The organism is Bacillus sp. SCT118, assembly GCF_058566435.1.
Map to the genome: position 1 here is coordinate 1,460,406 of NZ_CP191225.1, position 17,075 is coordinate 1,477,480.

At 43.2% G+C, this 17,075-nt stretch carries 19 protein-coding genes; 16 read left to right on the forward strand and 3 right to left on the reverse strand.

Annotated features, from left to right (window positions below; genetic code table 11):
• Nucleotides 1–9: 9 nt before the first annotated feature.
• The 5 genes from ACQVGT_RS07370 (at nt 10) to ACQVGT_RS07390 (ending at nt 5,218) form a co-directional block, all read left to right on the forward strand.
• A complete protein-coding gene (locus ACQVGT_RS07370; RefSeq protein WP_015384226.1) occupies nt 10–1,278 on the forward strand; it encodes a peptidase U32 family protein in 1,269 nt (422 codons plus the stop codon).
• 6 nt (nt 1,279–1,284) lie between these two features.
• Entirely contained in the window at nt 1,285–1,920 is a 636-nt protein-coding gene (gene udk, locus ACQVGT_RS07375; protein WP_003225916.1) for a uridine kinase, read from the forward strand.
• 250 nt (nt 1,921–2,170) lie between these two features.
• Nucleotides 2,171–2,644: a transcription elongation factor GreA gene (gene greA, locus ACQVGT_RS07380; RefSeq protein ID WP_004399078.1), complete on the forward strand. Its 474-nt coding sequence runs from the start codon at nt 2,171–2,173 to the stop codon at nt 2,642–2,644.
• 53 nt (nt 2,645–2,697) lie between these two features.
• Nucleotides 2,698–4,452, forward strand: a complete 1,755-nt coding sequence (locus tag ACQVGT_RS07385) for a peptidoglycan D,D-transpeptidase FtsI family protein (protein ID WP_015483496.1) — start codon at nt 2,698–2,700, stop codon at nt 4,450–4,452.
• A 64-nt stretch (nt 4,453–4,516) separates the two neighbouring features.
• A complete protein-coding gene (locus ACQVGT_RS07390; protein ID WP_015384224.1) occupies nt 4,517–5,218 on the forward strand; it encodes a YrrS family protein in 702 nt (233 codons plus the stop codon).
• A gap of 36 nt (nt 5,219–5,254) precedes the next feature.
• On the opposite strand, the gene ACQVGT_RS07395 is transcribed toward ACQVGT_RS07390, so the two are convergent.
• Complete coding sequence (locus ACQVGT_RS07395; protein WP_014477495.1) at nt 5,255–5,458, reverse strand: YrzA family protein; 204 nt, start codon at nt 5,456–5,458, stop codon at nt 5,255–5,257.
• Nucleotides 5,459–5,650: 192 nt separating this feature from the next.
• Here ACQVGT_RS07395 and ACQVGT_RS07400 point away from each other — a divergent pair, with 192 nt between their 5' ends.
• The 5 genes from ACQVGT_RS07400 (at nt 5,651) to ACQVGT_RS07420 (ending at nt 9,449) form a co-directional block, all read left to right on the forward strand.
• Nucleotides 5,651–6,292, forward strand: a complete 642-nt coding sequence (locus ACQVGT_RS07400) for a class I SAM-dependent DNA methyltransferase (RefSeq protein WP_015384223.1) — start codon at nt 5,651–5,653, stop codon at nt 6,290–6,292.
• A gap of 20 nt (nt 6,293–6,312) precedes the next feature.
• Nucleotides 6,313–7,008 carry a 5'-methylthioadenosine/S-adenosylhomocysteine nucleosidase gene (mtnN, locus tag ACQVGT_RS07405; RefSeq protein ID WP_009967881.1) on the forward strand — a complete coding sequence of 232 codons (696 nt, stop codon included), beginning with the start codon at nt 6,313–6,315 and terminating at the stop codon, nt 7,006–7,008.
• Between the two features lie 63 nt (nt 7,009–7,071).
• Entirely contained in the window at nt 7,072–7,995 is a 924-nt protein-coding gene (locus ACQVGT_RS07410; protein ID WP_015384222.1) for an O-acetylserine dependent cystathionine beta-synthase, read from the forward strand.
• 1 nt (nt 7,996) lies between these two features.
• A complete protein-coding gene (locus tag ACQVGT_RS07415; protein WP_015384221.1) occupies nt 7,997–9,136 on the forward strand; it encodes a bifunctional cystathionine gamma-lyase/homocysteine desulfhydrase in 1,140 nt (379 codons plus the stop codon).
• Between the two features lie 82 nt (nt 9,137–9,218).
• Complete coding sequence (locus tag ACQVGT_RS07420) at nt 9,219–9,449, forward strand: YrhC family protein (RefSeq protein WP_015483495.1); 231 nt, start codon at nt 9,219–9,221, stop codon at nt 9,447–9,449.
• A 35-nt stretch (nt 9,450–9,484) separates the two neighbouring features.
• On the opposite strand, the gene ACQVGT_RS07425 is transcribed toward ACQVGT_RS07420, so the two are convergent.
• The gene (locus ACQVGT_RS07425; protein WP_014477490.1) at nt 9,485–9,967 is read right to left on the reverse strand and encodes a helical membrane plugin domain-containing protein; all 483 of its coding nucleotides are present in this window, start codon (nt 9,965–9,967) and stop codon (nt 9,485–9,487) included.
• Between the two features lie 18 nt (nt 9,968–9,985).
• Complete coding sequence (fdhF, locus tag ACQVGT_RS07430; RefSeq protein ID WP_080030742.1) at nt 9,986–12,928, reverse strand: formate dehydrogenase subunit alpha; 2,943 nt, start codon at nt 12,926–12,928, stop codon at nt 9,986–9,988.
• Nucleotides 12,929–13,243: 315 nt separating this feature from the next.
• Between fdhF and ACQVGT_RS07435 the strand changes: the two genes are divergently transcribed.
• The 6 genes from ACQVGT_RS07435 to fatR all read left to right on the forward strand — a co-directional run bounded on the left by ACQVGT_RS07435 (nt 13,244) and on the right by fatR (nt 17,065).
• Nucleotides 13,244–13,612: a Na-translocating system protein MpsC family protein gene (locus tag ACQVGT_RS07435; protein WP_003229814.1), complete on the forward strand. Its 369-nt coding sequence runs from the start codon at nt 13,244–13,246 to the stop codon at nt 13,610–13,612.
• Between the two features lie 262 nt (nt 13,613–13,874).
• Complete coding sequence (locus ACQVGT_RS07440) at nt 13,875–14,675, forward strand: formate/nitrite transporter family protein (RefSeq protein WP_003229815.1); 801 nt, start codon at nt 13,875–13,877, stop codon at nt 14,673–14,675.
• A 388-nt stretch (nt 14,676–15,063) separates the two neighbouring features.
• Complete coding sequence (locus ACQVGT_RS07445) at nt 15,064–15,213, forward strand: YrzI family small protein (RefSeq protein ID WP_015384217.1); 150 nt, start codon at nt 15,064–15,066, stop codon at nt 15,211–15,213.
• Between the two features lie 156 nt (nt 15,214–15,369).
• Entirely contained in the window at nt 15,370–15,528 is a 159-nt protein-coding gene (locus ACQVGT_RS07450) for a hypothetical protein (RefSeq protein ID WP_003229817.1), read from the forward strand.
• A gap of 187 nt (nt 15,529–15,715) precedes the next feature.
• Nucleotides 15,716–16,258, forward strand: coding sequence for a class I SAM-dependent methyltransferase (locus ACQVGT_RS07455; RefSeq protein WP_015483492.1), 543 nt, complete (start codon nt 15,716–15,718; stop codon nt 16,256–16,258).
• A 222-nt stretch (nt 16,259–16,480) separates the two neighbouring features.
• Entirely contained in the window at nt 16,481–17,065 is a 585-nt protein-coding gene (gene fatR, locus ACQVGT_RS07460; protein ID WP_015483491.1) for a transcriptional regulator FatR, read from the forward strand.
• Nucleotides 17,066–17,075: the final 10 nt, after the last annotated feature.

Consider the following 17,075-nt stretch of genomic DNA (forward strand, 5'->3'; position numbering starts at 1 on the left):
GGTTAAGCTATGACTGCCGTAAATGATAATATATCCACAATCGTTAATGGAAAGCGTGTGATTACGAAAAAGCCGGAGCTTCTCGCACCTGCGGGTAATCTTGAAAAGCTGAAAATCGCTGTTCATTACGGAGCGGACGCGGTCTTTATCGGGGGACAGGAATACGGGCTGCGCTCGAATGCCGATAACTTTACGATCGAAGAAATTGCAGAAGGCGTTGAATTCGCAAAGAAATATGGCGCGAAGATCTACGTAACAACGAATATTTTCGCTCATAATGAAAACATGGACGGGCTTGAAGACTATTTAAAAGCGCTTGGAGACGCCAACGTTGCCGGTATTATTGTGGCAGATCCGCTTATTATTGAAACATGCCGCAGAGTGGCGCCGAATGTTGAGGTTCACTTGAGCACACAGCAGTCTCTTTCAAACTGGAAGGCTGTCCAGTTCTGGAAGGAAGAAGGTCTCGACCGCGTCGTGCTGGCACGTGAAACAAGCGCTCTTGAAATCAGAGAAATGAAAGAAAAGGTAGATATCGAAATCGAATCCTTCATTCATGGCGCAATGTGTATTGCATATTCCGGCCGCTGCGTGCTAAGCAATCACATGACAGCGCGGGATTCCAATCGCGGAGGCTGCTGCCAGTCATGCCGCTGGGATTATGATCTCTATCAAACAGACGGTGCCAACGCCGTTGCTTTGTATGGTGAAGAAGATGCACCATTTGCGATGAGCCCGAAAGATTTGAAGCTGATTGAATCCATTCCAAAAATGATTGAAATGGGGATCGACAGCTTAAAGATTGAAGGCCGCATGAAATCCATTCACTATGTAGCAACTGTTGTCAGCGTATACCGCAAAGTAATCGATGCTTATTGCGCTGATCCAGAGAACTTTGTGATTCAAAAAGAATGGCTTGAAGAGCTTGATAAGTGCGCCAACAGGGACACTGCGACTGCTTTCTTTGAGGGAACGCCAGGCTATGAAGAGCAAATGTTCGGCGAACACGCCAAGAAAACGACATATGATTTTGTCGGCTTAGTGCTGAATTATGATGAAGATACACAAATGGTCACGCTTCAGCAGCGCAATTTCTTCAAAAAAGGCGACGAAGTGGAATTTTTCGGTCCAGAAATCGAAAACTTTACACATACGATTGAAACCATTTGGGACGAAGACGGAAATGAGCTAGATGCTGCCCGCCATCCCCTGCAAATTGTCAAATTCAAACTAGACAAAAAGATTTATCCGAGCAACATGATGAGAAAGGGGAAGTAACAGCCCATGGGTAAGAATCCAGTAGTCATTGGAATCGCAGGAGGTTCCGGTTCAGGAAAAACGAGTGTCACACGGTCCATTTATGAACAGTTTAAAGGACACTCGATTTTAATGATCCAGCAGGACCTTTATTATAAAGACCAAAGCCATCTTCCGTTTGAAGAAAGGCTGAACACAAACTATGATCATCCGCTTGCGTTTGATAATGACTATTTAATCGAGCATATTCAGGATCTATTGAATTACCGCCCGATTGAAAAGCCGATTTATGACTATAAGCTTCACACACGTTCAGAAGAAACGGTTCACGTAGAGCCAAAGGATGTTATTATCCTTGAAGGCATTCTTGTTCTTGAAGACAAAAGGCTTCGTGATCTGATGGATATCAAGCTTTACGTTGATACGGACGCTGACTTGCGTATCATCAGACGGATTATGAGAGATATTAATGAGCGCGGACGCTCTATTGATTCTGTCATTGAACAATATGTGTCAGTGGTCCGTCCGATGCATAACCAATTCGTCGAGCCGACGAAACGATACGCTGATATTATTATCCCGGAAGGCGGTCAGAATCACGTCGCAATTGATCTGATGGTCACAAAAATTCAAACCATTCTTGAACAAAACGCGATTTTGTAATACCATAGCATAGACATAAATAACTCTGACCATATTATGTATAGGCAGGAAGGGAATGTGCGAATTCCCTTCTTTCCCTGTTTATAAACGCGAAATATTTGCAGAACGACAAGATTCAGTTTAAGATAAACAGTACCTATATGGGAGAGAAGAACGAGGACTGCCCTGTGTTCTCATTCTTGTATTTTTTAGTTTATGCTCTCATACATAATCGAAGATGTTGAGGGACAACCAGAAGGAGTGAAGGGACATGGCACAAGAGAAAGTTTTTCCTATGACTGCAGAAGGAAAACAAAAACTTGAACAAGAATTAGAATATTTGAAAACGGTTAAACGAAAAGAAGTAGTAGAGCGCATCAAAATTGCGAGAAGCTTCGGAGACCTTTCCGAGAACTCTGAATACGATTCAGCGAAAGAAGAGCAGGCATTTGTAGAGGGCCGCGTGACGACTCTTGAAAATATGATTCGCAATGCGAAAATCATTGAAGATGACGGCGGCTCTAACGTTGTCGGTTTGGGTAAAACCGTCACTTTCGTCGAACTGCCTGACGGTGACGAAGAATCATATACGATCGTCGGAAGCGCGGAAGCTGACCCGTTTGAAGGGAAAATCTCAAACGATTCACCGATCGCAAAAAGCCTCTTGGGCAAAAAAGTAGATGAAGAAGTCACAGTACAAACACCGGGCGGAGAAATGCTCGTGAAAATTGTGAAAATTTCATAATATCTGTTTAGCAGCGAAACACCTCGTCCACAATGTGGGTGAGGTGTTTTTTTATGAAGATATCGAAACGAATGAAGCTGGCAGTCATCGCTTTTTTGATTGTATTTTTTCTGCTTCTGCTGAGGCTTGCAGAAATCCAGCTGTTTTTCACAGAATCATTTTCTAAAAAGAAAATTAATTTGATTCAAGAAAGTGTGAAACAGCGGACGGAGGAAGTGCTCATTTCAGATGGAAGAGGCTCTTTTTTAGATCGAAACGGGCGGGCGCTGACAGGACAAAGCGAGCCTGCGGTTGTTTTGTTCCCTTTTCTGCTGACGCAGGATTGGCCGATCAAAAAAGTTGCGGACATCCTCGGCATGTCTGAAGATGATTTGCGCCAGACACTAGGTAAGGCAAAAAAACCGGTCATTTTGCAGCAAAAGAAAATCAAAACACTTTCAAAACAATCTATCACAAAAATCAATTCTTTGAAATATCCCGGCATTTACGGCGTATATATGGAGAATGAAGACGAGCCCAGCCTTGCTTCACATACCATAGGGAGCACGAACCAAGATCCGGCGCTGCTTCGCAAGAAATATCCTGACAAGGAGAGCCTTCCGATTACAACAGAAATCGGAACAACCGGTTTAGAACGGACATTTGACGAGTTTTTGCTTCCGGAACAAGACACAAAGCTTTTATATCATGTGGACGGAAAAGGAAACCCTTTGTTTGGCATGGACGTCAAATATACAGCTGAAGCCAATACATTTTATCCGCTCCAGGTCAAAACAACGATCGATCAAAGCATTCAAAATGTGATGGAGGAGGTATTGGATGAACAGGGGCTGAAAAAGGGAGGAGCTGTGCTGCTGGACATCGAAAATAGCAGTGTTCTGGGAATTGTAAGCAAACCAGATGCGGATGTGTCCCGGCAAAACACACTTCAAAATTATATGCTGACGCCAATCTATCCCGGATCAGTTTTTAAAACAGTCATTGCCGCAGCTGCAATCGAAAATAATATGGTGAAGCCTAGTCAAACCTTTAATTGCAATTTAAATCTGTACGGGGAGCCGGGGGACGACAAAGGAACCTTGTCTTTTGATGAAAGTTTTGCCCAAAGCTGTAATTACACATTTACGAGCCTTGCAGAACAATTAATGAAAAAAGACAGCTCGGTTATTGAAGATATGTCCGAGAAGCTGGCTCTCACTGATCGGGCAGGCTGGGAGGGAAAACTGTACCACGAAACCGATTTCCGCCAGCTGTATAACGAAAAAAGCGGCGTGATTTGGGGGGATGAAAAAGACAAATCAGTCAAAAAAGCCATTGCGCAAACAGCAATCGGGCAGAAAAATGTAAAGGTAACGCCGCTGGAGGTAGCCAATATGATGGCGACAATCGCCCGCGGCGGAGAAAAACGGCAGGTGAAAATTGCCGAACAAATTGAGTATAAGAACGGCACAACGCTCGTTACGTTTAAAGATCAGAAGCTCAAAGGGGAAACGATAGACAAATATACGTCACAGCAGCTTCAAAAAATACTGCGGCGGGTGGTAGAATCTCCTTCCGGAACGGGCAGAAGGTTTCAAGATCTTCCGTATACTGTAGCAGGGAAGTCGGGCACAGCTCAGACAGGCAAGCTTTCAAAAGAGAAGGAAACACTCTATGAAAAATGGTTTGCCGGATATTTTCCCGCGGATAAGCCGAAATACGCTCTGGTTGTTTTACACATGGATACACCGGGAGATAAGGCTCTGACAAATTCGGTGTTTTATGATATTGTTAAAAAAGTACACGAAATTGAAATCAATCAGAAATAGAACAACTTCTCAGCACATGTTAAAATATATGCTGAGCCAAGAGGGATAAAGGAGTGCAGAATTATTGAGCAATAATCAATCTCGTTATGAAAATCGTGATAAACGCAGAAAAGCCAATTTAGTGCTTAACATTTTAATCGCAATCGTATCCATACTAATTGTCGTAGTAGCAGCGAATCTCTTCATTAACAGTCCTTCTAGCAAAGATGTCAGCAAGGATTCTGAAACGGCGCAAAAACAGGAATCTCCGGCTTCAGGAAAGACTGAAAAGAAATCGGATGAGGATATAAAAGACAGCAAGAAAGATACATCTGACAGCGAAAAGGATTCTGAGAAGTCTTCTGACTCTGATTCCAAAAAAGATGATTCTTCTTCTAAAAAAGATGACTCTGATTCAGATTCAAGCTCAGATTCAGCCGGTGACGGGCTTAAAGATGCAAAAGTAACAGAAGGCGGCTCATCGAACGATGTGGAAAAAACGTATGAAAATCCTGACTGGAAAGCAGTCGGAACTGAGCAGACTGGCGAGCATGCCGCTACTTATGATTCAAGCTCACAAGACTGGGCTGAGATGCTGAAAGCCATCTCGTACGCAACTGGTGTCTCAACAGATAACATGACGGTGCTCTGGCTTGGAAATAACGGCAGCCCTCAGGATGCCAAAGGCAAAATTTTGGACAAGGCGACTGGGAATAAATATCAAGTCACGATTACATGGGTCGATGAAAAAGGCTGGAAGCCGACAAAAGTAGAAAAGCTAAAATAAACAAAAGCAGCCGGATTACAACCGGCTGCTTTTGTTTTAGGCTTCAGCTGCGAAATGAACCACCGCGCTGTACAATATTCGTCCTTCTGCCACAGCAGTTTGGTGTGAAACAGATTTCACCCGGAGCATGATGGCTTTATTGTTTTCAATTTGTGTATTGATTTTCTTTTCAAGCTCCTGCAATGAAGCCGCTTCAAAAAATTCCACTTTGTCTTTAATCAGATCTAATTGAAAATTCATGTCTTGACCCTCCAGCTTTCACAAGTCATATGAAGTATAAGCTTTTTTGCGGTCAATGCGCAATATGAGATGGCATTAAATACACAAAGTGTTTTAGTACCTGCTTTTCAGAAGATGTGGTATTATAGGAACTGTTCCATCATTAATTCATAGTATGCTTATAGGAATTATTAAATATGGAGTGTGACAAATATGGGACGTGAATTTATCCCTCTCTTTGAAGATTGGGCAGCAACTTATGATCAAACAGTACAAGGTTTAGATATTCAGTATAAAGAAGCGTTCAGAGGCTACGATCATATCCTTGATGCCATCGTCAGCAAATCTGGAACTCATGTGTTAGAATTTGGCCCGGGGACCGGGAATTTGACAGCTAAGCTGCTCGATGCAGGCAAAACTGTATTTGGAATCGAACCTTCTCCAGCAATGCGTAAACTGGCTTCTGACAAGCTTTCAGGCAGGACGGAAATCGTTGATGGAGACTTCCTGACATTCCCTGAGCCGCCATTTCAGGCTGATACAATTGTCAGTTCATATGCTTTTCATCATTTGACTGACGAAGAAAAGCGGGCTGCCATAAAGCAATATGGCAAATACCTTCACTTGCATGATAAAATAGTGTTTGCCGATACCGTCTTTGAAGATGCGCAAGCGTATCAACAGGCTATCGATAAAGCCCGTTCTCAAGGCTTCTATCAGCTTGCAAATGATTTAGAGACAGAGCATTATCCTACATTGGATGCGTTGAAAGAAATGTTTACAGCTGAAGGTTTTGCAGTCCGATTCACTCAGCAAAACGACTTCGTGTGGATAATGGAGGCGATCAAACGGTAAAGTGAAGGGAATGTGAATAGATGAGACTAGCAGTCATCGGAGCAATGGAAGAGGAAGTTACCATCCTAAGAAACAAACTTGAAAATGCAAAAACAGAAACGATCGCACACTGTGAATTTACAACAGGCGAATATGAAGGAACTGAAGTGATTCTTTTAAAATCAGGAATTGGAAAAGTAAATGCTGCTATCAGCACGACGCTTCTGCTTGACCGTTACAAGCCTGATTATGTCATTAACACAGGCTCAGCCGGCGGATTTCATCATACATTGAATGTAGGAGATGTCGTCATTTCCACTGATGTTCGCCACCATGATGTAGACGTAACGGCTTTTGACTATGAATACGGCCAAGTGCCGGGCCTTCCGGCTGCTTATGCGGCGGATGAAAAGCTGATCAGCATCACTGAAGAAGCGGTATCTGAACTCGACGGTATTCAGGTTGCAAAAGGAACGATTGCAACAGGCGATTCTTTCATGAACGATCCGAAGCGGGTTGAAGAGGTGCGTGCGAGATTTTCTGATCTGTACGCGGTTGAAATGGAGGCTGCGGCAGTGGCTCAAGTGTGCCATCAATTTAAAACGCCGTTTGTCGTCATCAGAGCGTTATCTGATATCGCAGGAAAAGAATCACATGTTTCATTTGACCAATTTTTAGAGCAGGCGGCTGTCCATTCAACAGAGCTTGTGTTAAAGGTGATCAAACGAATTCATTAAAACGGGGAGAACGTTCTCCTCCGTTTTTCCTAAAAACAACCTCTATTAAGGAGGAGGACATATATGACAGTGATTACGGACATTACCGAGCTGATTGGGAATACACCGCTTCTCCGCTTGAAGAACTTTGATGTTCCAGAAGGAGTCGCGGTGTATGCCAAGCTTGAAATGATGAATCCCGGGGGTAGCATCAAAGACAGACTGGGAGATATGCTGATTCGTGATGCGCTCGATTCAGGCAAGGTGAAACCCGGCGGAGTGATTATAGAAGCTACGGCAGGCAATACAGGGATCGGCCTTGCGCTAAGTGCCAGAAAATATGGGTTGAAAGCGATTTTCTGTGTCCCTGAACATTTCAGCAGAGAGAAACAGCAAATTATGCAAGCGCTTGGCGCATCAATCATTCATACACCGCGTCAAGACGGAATGCAGGGCGCCATTCAAAAAGCCATTCAGCTGGAGACTGAAATTGAAAATTCTTATTGCGTTTTGCAATTTAAAAACCGAGTAAATCCATCGACTTACTATAAGACGCTTGGACCTGAAATGTGGGAAGCGCTTGACGGGAATATTCATACATTTGTCGCAGGGGCAGGATCAGGGGGCACGTTCGCAGGAACAGCTTCCTTCTTAAAAGAAAAAAATCCAGCAGTCAAAACGGTGATTGTTGAACCGGAGGGCTCGATTTTAAACGGAGGGGAACCCCACGCTCATAAAACAGAGGGCATCGGCATGGAGTTTATCCCTGATTATATGAATAAGAGCCACTTTGACGAGATCTACACCGTAACGGATGAGAATGCGTTTAGACTTGTGAAAGAAGCGGCAGAAAAAGAAGGACTGCTGATCGGAAGCTCTTCAGGTGCAGCGCTTTATGCAGCATTGGAGGAAGCGAAAAAAGCATCTGCTGGAACTAACATTGTCACAGTATTTCCTGACAGCAGCGATCGATATATCAGCAAACAAATATACGAAGGAGGCATCTGATATGAAGAAAAAAACATTGATGATACATGGCGGAATCACAGGTGATGAGAAAACAGGCGCAGTTTCCGTGCCGATTTATCAAGTAAGCACGTACAAGCAGCCGAAAGCAGGGCAGCATACAGGCTACGAGTATTCAAGAACGGCCAATCCGACTCGAACCGCTCTCGAAGCACTTGTGACAGAACTGGAAAGCGGGGAAGCAGGCTATGCGTTCAGCTCAGGAATGGCTGCCATTACAGCGGTTATGATGCTGTTTAACAGCGGAGATCATGTCGTGTTGACTGATGATGTGTACGGCGGAACATACCGCGTGATGACAAAGGTGCTTAACCGTCTTGGCATTGAATCAACATTTGTCGATACGAGCAGCAGAGAAGAAGTTGAAAAAGCGATTCGCCCTAATACAAAAGCCATTTATATTGAAACACCGACAAACCCGTTGCTCAAAATCACCGACTTGACGCTCATGGCTGATATCGCAAAAAAAGCGGGTGTTCTGCTTATTGTAGACAATACCTTTTACACTCCTTATTTTCAGCAGCCGCTTACTTTAGGCGCTGATATCGTACTTCACAGTGCGACAAAATATCTTGGCGGACACAGTGATGTCGTCGGAGGTTTAGTTGTGACAGCTTCGAAAGAGCTTGGAGAAGAGCTGCATTTTGTGCAAAACTCCACAGGCGGCGTGCTTGGCCCTCAAGATTCCTGGCTGTTAATGAGAGGAATCAAAACGTTGGGACTCAGAATGGAAGCGATCGATCAAAATGCGCGGAAAATCGCAAGCTTTCTTGAGAATCACCCTGCTGTCCAAACGTTATATTATCCTGGTTCTTCAAATCATCCCGAACATGAGCTTGCAAAAACGCAAGGATCTGGCTTCGGCGGCATGATCTCCTTTGATATTGGCAGTGAAGAACGGGTTGATGCGTTTTTAGGAAATCTGAAACTGTTTACCATTGCTGAAAGCCTGGGGGCGGTTGAAAGCTTAATTTCTGTTCCTGCAAGAATGACACATGCTTCTATTCCGAGAGAACGCCGGCTTGAGCTCGGCATTACGGACGGCTTGATCAGAATTTCTGTAGGAATTGAAGATGCGGAAGACTTGTTGGAAGATATCGGCCAAGCGCTTGAAAATATATAACAAATGGATAGAATTGCTTTCTCTGTAAGCCGCCGGATTATATTATAATAGTCGTATACTATGAATCTGGCAGGTGATTCTTTTGAACAAAAATAGAATGAAATCTTTAAAAGAAGACTACAAGCATTTTGCTTTTACATTGCTTGCAGTCAGCACTTTTTTATATATAGGCGCAGTTCTCCCTGATCAAGGCTTAACATTAGGCCAGAAATCGACGATGTTTTTAGCGGATTGCTTATTTTTAGCCGGTGCCTTCTTTTGCGCTGACCGTTCACTTATTTACAAGAAGCGTTTGGAAGAAGCCGACGAATAAAAAAACAGCCATCATCAGCGATGGCTGTTTTTCTGTTATTTTTCTCGAAGTTCTTTTCCCATGCCTTTTAAAAACTGAAGGCCGAAGCCGACGGCTCTGTTGATGTCAGGATCGTTCATTGCTTTTAACAGGTCGAGAATCCCGACTTTCTTGTCTTCTTTTAAAAAGCTTTGTGCCTGTTCAGTCCCAGCCATTACGCTTTCTAAAAGCTTTGCTGTAAACTCAGGATCGGCTTTTGTCAATGCGCCTCCGGCGGCCATCATCGTGTTGATGAGGTTGGTGACAGGCTCGCGGGAAACTTGGCCAAGCGCAATCTTGGCAATGTCTTCCTTCGCTCTGAGCATGCTTGTTGCCGCGTCAAAAATTCCAAGATCATTGAGTTCATTCATTAACGTCATCGTTTTAGAGACGGCGTCCTCATTTTCCGCCAGCAGCTCTTTCAGTTCTTCTATTTTTTCAAGCTTAATTTGCTCAGCTGTTTTTGTTTCTTTTTTGATCGTCGTAATCGGAGTGGCCATTCGTTTTCCTCCTATCGTTTAATCAGTCAGATGGACATAGCCAGGACGGTTCCATTTTCTTTCTGCTTCGACTCCGTTTTGCGGATGCCGTTTTTTGTTGCGCGGATTTGTTTTTGGAAGCGGCGCTGTTTCACAGCCGCCAAGCACTTCCATGCGGACCTTTGTCTGTTTATAAGCAGGCGTGTTCGTCCGTTTATCAGCTGCAGGGCCCGTCAAGAAGTTAATCGCTGACTCCTTGTCTGTCGAGTTCATTGGCAGATAGAGTTCATTTTTCCGTACCCGGTCTGTGATCAGCGCGTTCAATTTGACTGCTCCGAACGGAGAAACGAGCCGTACAAGCGAACCGTCACAAACACCTCGCTCTTGTGCAAGCTCAGGTGAGATCTCAACGAATACATTCGGCACTTTCGCTTGGATGCCTTTCGATTTATTTGTCATGTTTCCTTCGTGGAAATGCTCCAGCATCCGGCCGTTATTGATATGAAGGTCGTATTCCTCCGGAAATGCCGCTGGCTCGGTCCAATCAGAAAGGGCAAAGCGGGCTTTTTTGTCAGGGAAATTAAATCCGTCTTCATACAGAAGCGGTGTGCTTTCACCTGTGAAGCTGCCCCATAGGAAGCTGTTCCAGCCTTCAAGCACCTCATAGCTTGCTTTGGCAAACAGAGGAGAAAGACTCGCCATTTCAGAGAAAATGTCACTTGGATGGCTGTAAGTCCAATTCGCTCCTAAACGGTTTGCCACCTCTTGAATAATCCACCAGTCCGGTTTTGCGTCACCAAGCGTCGGAAGCGCCTGATACAATCGCTGGACACGGCGTTCTGTGTTGGTAAATGTTCCGTCTTTTTCAAGTGAAGGAGTGGCCGGCAAGACGACATCGGCATATTGAGCTGTTCTTGACAGGAAGATGTCCTGTACCACGAAGAAATCAAGGCTTGATAAAATATCATGCACATGGTTCGCGTTTGAATCGACCAGTGCCATATCCTCACCGACAAGATACATAGCTTTCATTTTTCCTTCTTCAATGGCATGAAGCATTTGAATATTATCTAAACCAGGCTTTCCATCTATCTCGACACCATATGCCTCTTCAAATTTAGCGCGGGCTTTGTCATCTGTAATATGCTGATATCCCGGCAGCCAGCCAGGCAATGTTCCCATATCACATGCTCCTTGCACGTTATTGTGTCCGCGCAGAGGATAAGCGCCGGCACCTGGACGGCGATAGTTGCCCGTAGCGAGAAGCAGGTTTGAAATGGCTGCTGATGTATCAGATCCGCCTGTATTTTGTGTGACACCCATTCCCCAAAGGACACAAGTGCCGTCAGCATCACGAATCATTTCAGCAATTTGAATGATGTTTTCTTTTGAAAGGCCTGTGATGCGTTCTGCATAATCAAGCGTATACGTTTTAAGGGTTTCTTTATAATCTTCAAAGTAATTGACGTTCTCCTCAATAAACGCCTGATCGTGCCAGCCTTGGTCGATCATATATTTCGTAACAGCCATCAGCCAAACTTGGTCTGTGCCTTGTTTAGGGCTGATGAACAGATCAGATCGCTCAGCCATCTCATTTTTACGCAGGTCGGCCACAATCAGTTTTTGACCGTGGAGCTTGTGTGCCCGTTTGACGCGTGTTGCGAGCACCGGGTGTCCTTCCGCCGGATTGGCACCGACAATGATGACGAGGCCTGCTTTGGCGATATCTTTAATCGTGCCGGCGTCACCGCCCATGCCGACAGTGCGGAACAATCCGTCTGTAGCAGGAGACTGGCAGTAGCGTGAGCAGTTATCGACGTTGTTTGTTTCAAATACCTGACGCGCTAGTTTTTGAATGACGTAGTTTTCTTCATTCGTAATTTTAGAAGAAGAAATAAACCCGACAGAGCCTTTACCGTACTGCTCTTTGATTGATCCTAATCTGCTTGCGACAAGATCGAGGGCTTCTTCCCAAGAAGATTCCACAAAGGCTCCGTTTTTACGGATTAAAGGCTTTGTGATCCGTTCTTTTGAATTGACGAAATCCCAGCCGAATTTCCCTTTGACACATGTGGAAATCGCGTTAACCGGAGCATCAGAAACAGGCTGGATCTTTAAAATATCCCGTCCTTTTGTCCATACTTCAAATGAACACCCGACACCGCAGAACGTACATACAGTTTTAGTTTTTTTCGTTCTTGTTTCACGCATTGCCGCTTCGACTTCAGAAATGGCAAAAATGCTGCCATACCCCGGTTCAACATTTTTCACGAGATCAATCATCGGTTCCATGACGTCCTCTTTAATGCCTGTCATAAAACCAGCCTGCCCGAGCATTGATTTTTCCATCAGTGCATTACATGGACATACTGTTACACACTGACCGCAGCTGACACAGGAAGATTCATTGATCGAAACTCCCTCATCCCAAATGACGCGAGGGCGTTCGCGTTCCCAGTCGATTGAGAGTGTTTCATTTACCTGAAGGTTTTGACAGACCTCAACACACTGGCCGCAGGCAATACATTGGTTTGGATCATAGCGGTAAAAAGGATGAGACATATCAACCGCGCAAGAAGGATCTTCTTTTGGCGTATATGGGTATTTTTGATGCTCGATCCCCATCATTTCCGCTGTATTATGCAGCGTACAGTTTCCATTGTTGTTATCGCAAACTGTACAATACAGCAAATGATTTTCAAGAAGGCGGTCCATCGCTTCGGTTTGCGCTTCTTTCACTCGATTTCCTGAAAGATCAATAGACATCCCGTTTTCTGCAACCGTCGCGCATGAACGAACCAGCTTGCCGTTTGCCTCTACTATGCAAGTATCACAAGTTTGAATCGGGTCAACCTCTGGTACGTGGCAAATCTGCGGGTACTCAATTCCGTTTTCATTTAAAATATCTAAAATTGTGGCCCCTGCTCGTGCTTGAATTTCTGTTCCGTCTACACGGACACTGATCGACTTAACGTCCATCATATTCATATTCCCCTCCATCTTTCTTTCAAGAAGTCAAAAAAAGCCATGTATAGATACACCTGCCCTTAATTCTAAGAAGGTGTAAACACACATGGCGGAATAGTTCACTAGCAAGTCTTACTAACAGACCAATCCTTGATTTTTATAAAACGATAGACTCATAACAAGATCCTATTACAAATCCATCAACACTGCTTTTATTATAATGTGATATTTATTATAATACAATATGGCAGGAAAATTTTAACCAAGTGAAATGTCCTGAGGGGAACCGGGAAAAGCCTTTATAAGGCAATATCGGAAGGGGTAATCAGCATGTCTAAAAAAATTCATGAATTCAATGATATTATTCGAAAACTTCGTAAAGAATTGTTCGGAAAAGGGCCTGAGAGAATTCATACTGTATTTGTAGAAAACATGGCAGTTTCAACACTATACGGAAATCTGAGTGCAAGCGAGCAGTTTATCGCCCGCACGCCTGAAGGAAGAGAGATGGTACATGCGGCCCGGACAAGCCTAATTCAAGACCTTTATTCCAAACAAACACCGGAAGGAATGGAGGAACTCATGGGAGCTAAGCTAGTCCATTTGTTTTCTGATATTAAAATTGAGGAAAACATAGCTGTATCTGTATTTGTTTTTGACCGAAAAATAGATGAGCAAAAAGAAGTTCTGCAAAGCTAGTATATTTGTCATTGACACAAATTTGTCACATTTGTTATGATGTTGCTACAGTTATAGAAGGCTAAAGCAATGGAATGTATGCACGAACTGTATATATTCTCTTTCAATATCTTATATACTGCTTGATATTGTTGTATGGGTATGCATACAAGTTAGGCAGCATTCAAACGCCTGGTTTGACACAGGTTATTTGAGTGCTGCCTTTTTTATTGCCTTTCTTGCATAACTGTGAGAAAAGAAGAAGTAATGGAGGCGTTTAATTATGGCTTTTCGAAAACCGGATGAAATAGCGGAAGCAGCAATTGAAGCAGGGATGAAAAAAATAAAGCTCCCGCTGCCGTCACTGCTTGTGCTGGGGTTTTTAGGCGGTGCATTTATCGCGCTTGGGTATTTGCTTGATATCAGGGTAATCGGCGATCTTCCGAAAGAATGGGGGAGCCTGTCCAGTTTGATTGGTGCAGCAGTATTTCCAGTCGGCCTGATCCTTGTCGTTCTCGCTGGCGCTGAACTGATCACAGGCAATATGATGTCAGTTGCGATGGCGTTATTTTCGAGAAAAATATCAGTAAAAGAGTTAGCGATTAACTGGGGAATCGTCACAATTATGAACTTAATCGGCGCATTGTTTGTTGCTTACTTTTTCGGGCATTTGGTTGGATTAACTGAAACAGGTCCTTATTTAGAAAAAACGATTGCCGTTGCCCAAGGAAAGCTTGATATGAGCTTTGGCAAGGTTCTCATTTCCGCCATCGGCTGTAACTGGCTTGTATGTCTTGCAGTGTGGCTTTCTTTCGGCGCCCAAGACGCAGCAGGAAAAATCCTTGGCATCTGGTTCCCAATCATGGCTTTTGTGGCTATCGGATTTCAGCACGTTGTCGCCAACATGTTTGTGATTCCTGCTGCCATTTTTGCAGGCTCATTCACGTGGGGGCAGTTCATCGGAAACATCATTCCGGCTTTTATCGGTAATGTCATCGGCGGAGCTGTATTTGTGGGTCTCATTTATTTTATTGCATATCATAAGAAAGACCGCTCCAGAAAAGAAATGAAGCAGGTGTCATGACCAACGGGCAAATCCATTCGATGATTTGCACAATTTCCGTCCATTTTTAGAAAAAGATGTTTACAAAATGGAATTTGGTGGATATACTTACAAAGTAAGAAAAAAGCAAAGGAGGCTGAACCAAAATGACAATGAGACAACGACGTCAACCTGTACGTGATACACATGTAAAAGTTCATGGTTTATTCAGCCTGTGGAAGAGTTCGTGTCCTTCCTTAACCGATGCTTATCGCACGCATTAAATTCGGAATAGTCGGACATACGCAACTCCCCGCAGGCAGTAGAGGCATTGGTGTCTTCTTTTGTCTGCGGTTTTTATTTGCCCGCAGCAGAAGGGGTGTGCCGCGGGTTATTTCGCTTGTGCGGACTTTGAAAGGGGGTGAGCGATATGACGATTAACCTATTCTTTTTAACGTTAACGCTTAAAAAACGGTTTAAAAGCCTGGAAGAACTCGAACGAGAACAGCAGATTGAGCAGATTTATGATGAAATGAAAGAGTCTCAGTTAAAGCATCTTTATTTAACAAACTGGCGCTAAAAGCAACGAAAAAAACTGAAGGGGGAATGGCATATGCTTAGAATGGAATTATTGATGCATTATACAATGGAGAAGGACCAAGTTTAGCGAAACAGCTGTCAAGAAAATGCCTGCCTGCATACAATAAATCAACGTTACTGTGAGGCAGGTGATGGCATGATGAACGATTATCAAAAAAGGCTGCCGTCGATTGGCCATGGTTATGCGTCCATGCCGCATTCCTTCAAACATGGTTATGGAAATCCATTCCGACAGCAGAGGCTGATGGCAATGCAGCAGCAAAGGCTGTATGTATTCCCTTATCATTGGCATTAGAAAGAGGGCAGAAAACATTTTGTTTTCTGCTTTTTTTGCGGAAAAAAATGAAAAAGTTTAGTTCTATTGAAACATTTTTCAATACATTGCCGTCTAGTTGGTACCTTCCTTCACTTTTAGAATGAAGATGATGTTTATTTTTTGAATATAATAAATAAACATAGGAAACCAAAAGCAGGTGTTTAAAATGCTAGAAAATAGACTCTATAAACGATCGGATTTTTGGAAATTATTTTCTCGGAAATATAAGCTAACCAAAACAATTGAGCATATGATGATTGACTCTATAGATATACAAGGAAATGACAGAATTTTAGAAATTGGAATTGGAAATGGCACTGTCTTTAAAAGCATAACCAAGAAACTAGAAAAGGGAAGCCTAAAAAGCATTGATCCTTCAAAACGAAAGGTAAGACAGATATCACGTGCGAATCGAAAGAACATGGGGAACGGGGAGGTTTGTCATGGCTATCCAGAGGACATTCCCTTTGATGACCGTACCTTTAATAAAGTCTTTTCTTTACATACGGTTCAAAGCTGCACCGATATTAGGCTTGCATTAAGAGAAATTTACAGGGTGCTTCAAATTGACGGCCGGTTTTATATCAGTATTGACACAAATACCGGTGAAAAAGAGAAAACGTATATTCAACTGCTGAAAGACCAGCATTTCAGGGATCTTTCTGTTATCCGGCGTGATTCCTGTCTATGTATTGTGGCTGTTAAATAAAAAATTTCTCGGGAAATATATCCAAGATCCTCGCTTTAGGATTTGGGTATATTTTCTTAATTTTTTATTTTTTGCATATACTTTATATTAAAAAAAGTTTTTTTCATATAAACTTATAACAGAAGAAAGAACAAAGAGGTGATTTCAGACAGGGCAGACATTCTTTGTGAACAAAAGGAATGAATATTCATTCCGCAAACGAATCGGAGGTTGTCAGATTACATGTTATCCGCATCCAGCAGTAAATACGACATGATTATGAAAGCGTCGGTCTCACTTTTTACGGAAAGGGGTTTTGACGCTACCACTATTCCTATGATAGCTGAACGTGCTCATGTAGGGACAGGAACGATCTATCGTTATTTTGACAGCAAAGAAACACTCGTCAACGTACTGTTTCAAGAAAGCATCCAGCGATTTACGGAAAAACTGAAGCAAGACGTTTCAGAATTGCCTGTCAGAGAAGGCTTTCACCACGTATTTTGCTGTCTCGTTCAGTTTACGAAAGAGAGCGACTATGCGCTTTTTTTTCTTGAAACCAAAAAAGATGCTCATTACTTAAATCATACAAGCAAAAAAATGATAGAAAATCTGACTCAAATGCTTGATGACTATTTTAATAAGGGAAAAGCGGAAGGCGTGATTCGCAACCTGCCCTCTAATGTGTTAATTGCGATTGTATTAGGGGCGTTTCTCAAGATATATCAGCTCGTCCAAACAGGTGATATAGAGATGGACACTGATTTAATTACTGAATTGGAACAATGCTGCTGGGACGCCATTAAGCTTCATTCATCACAAAAATAAGGAAAGGGAG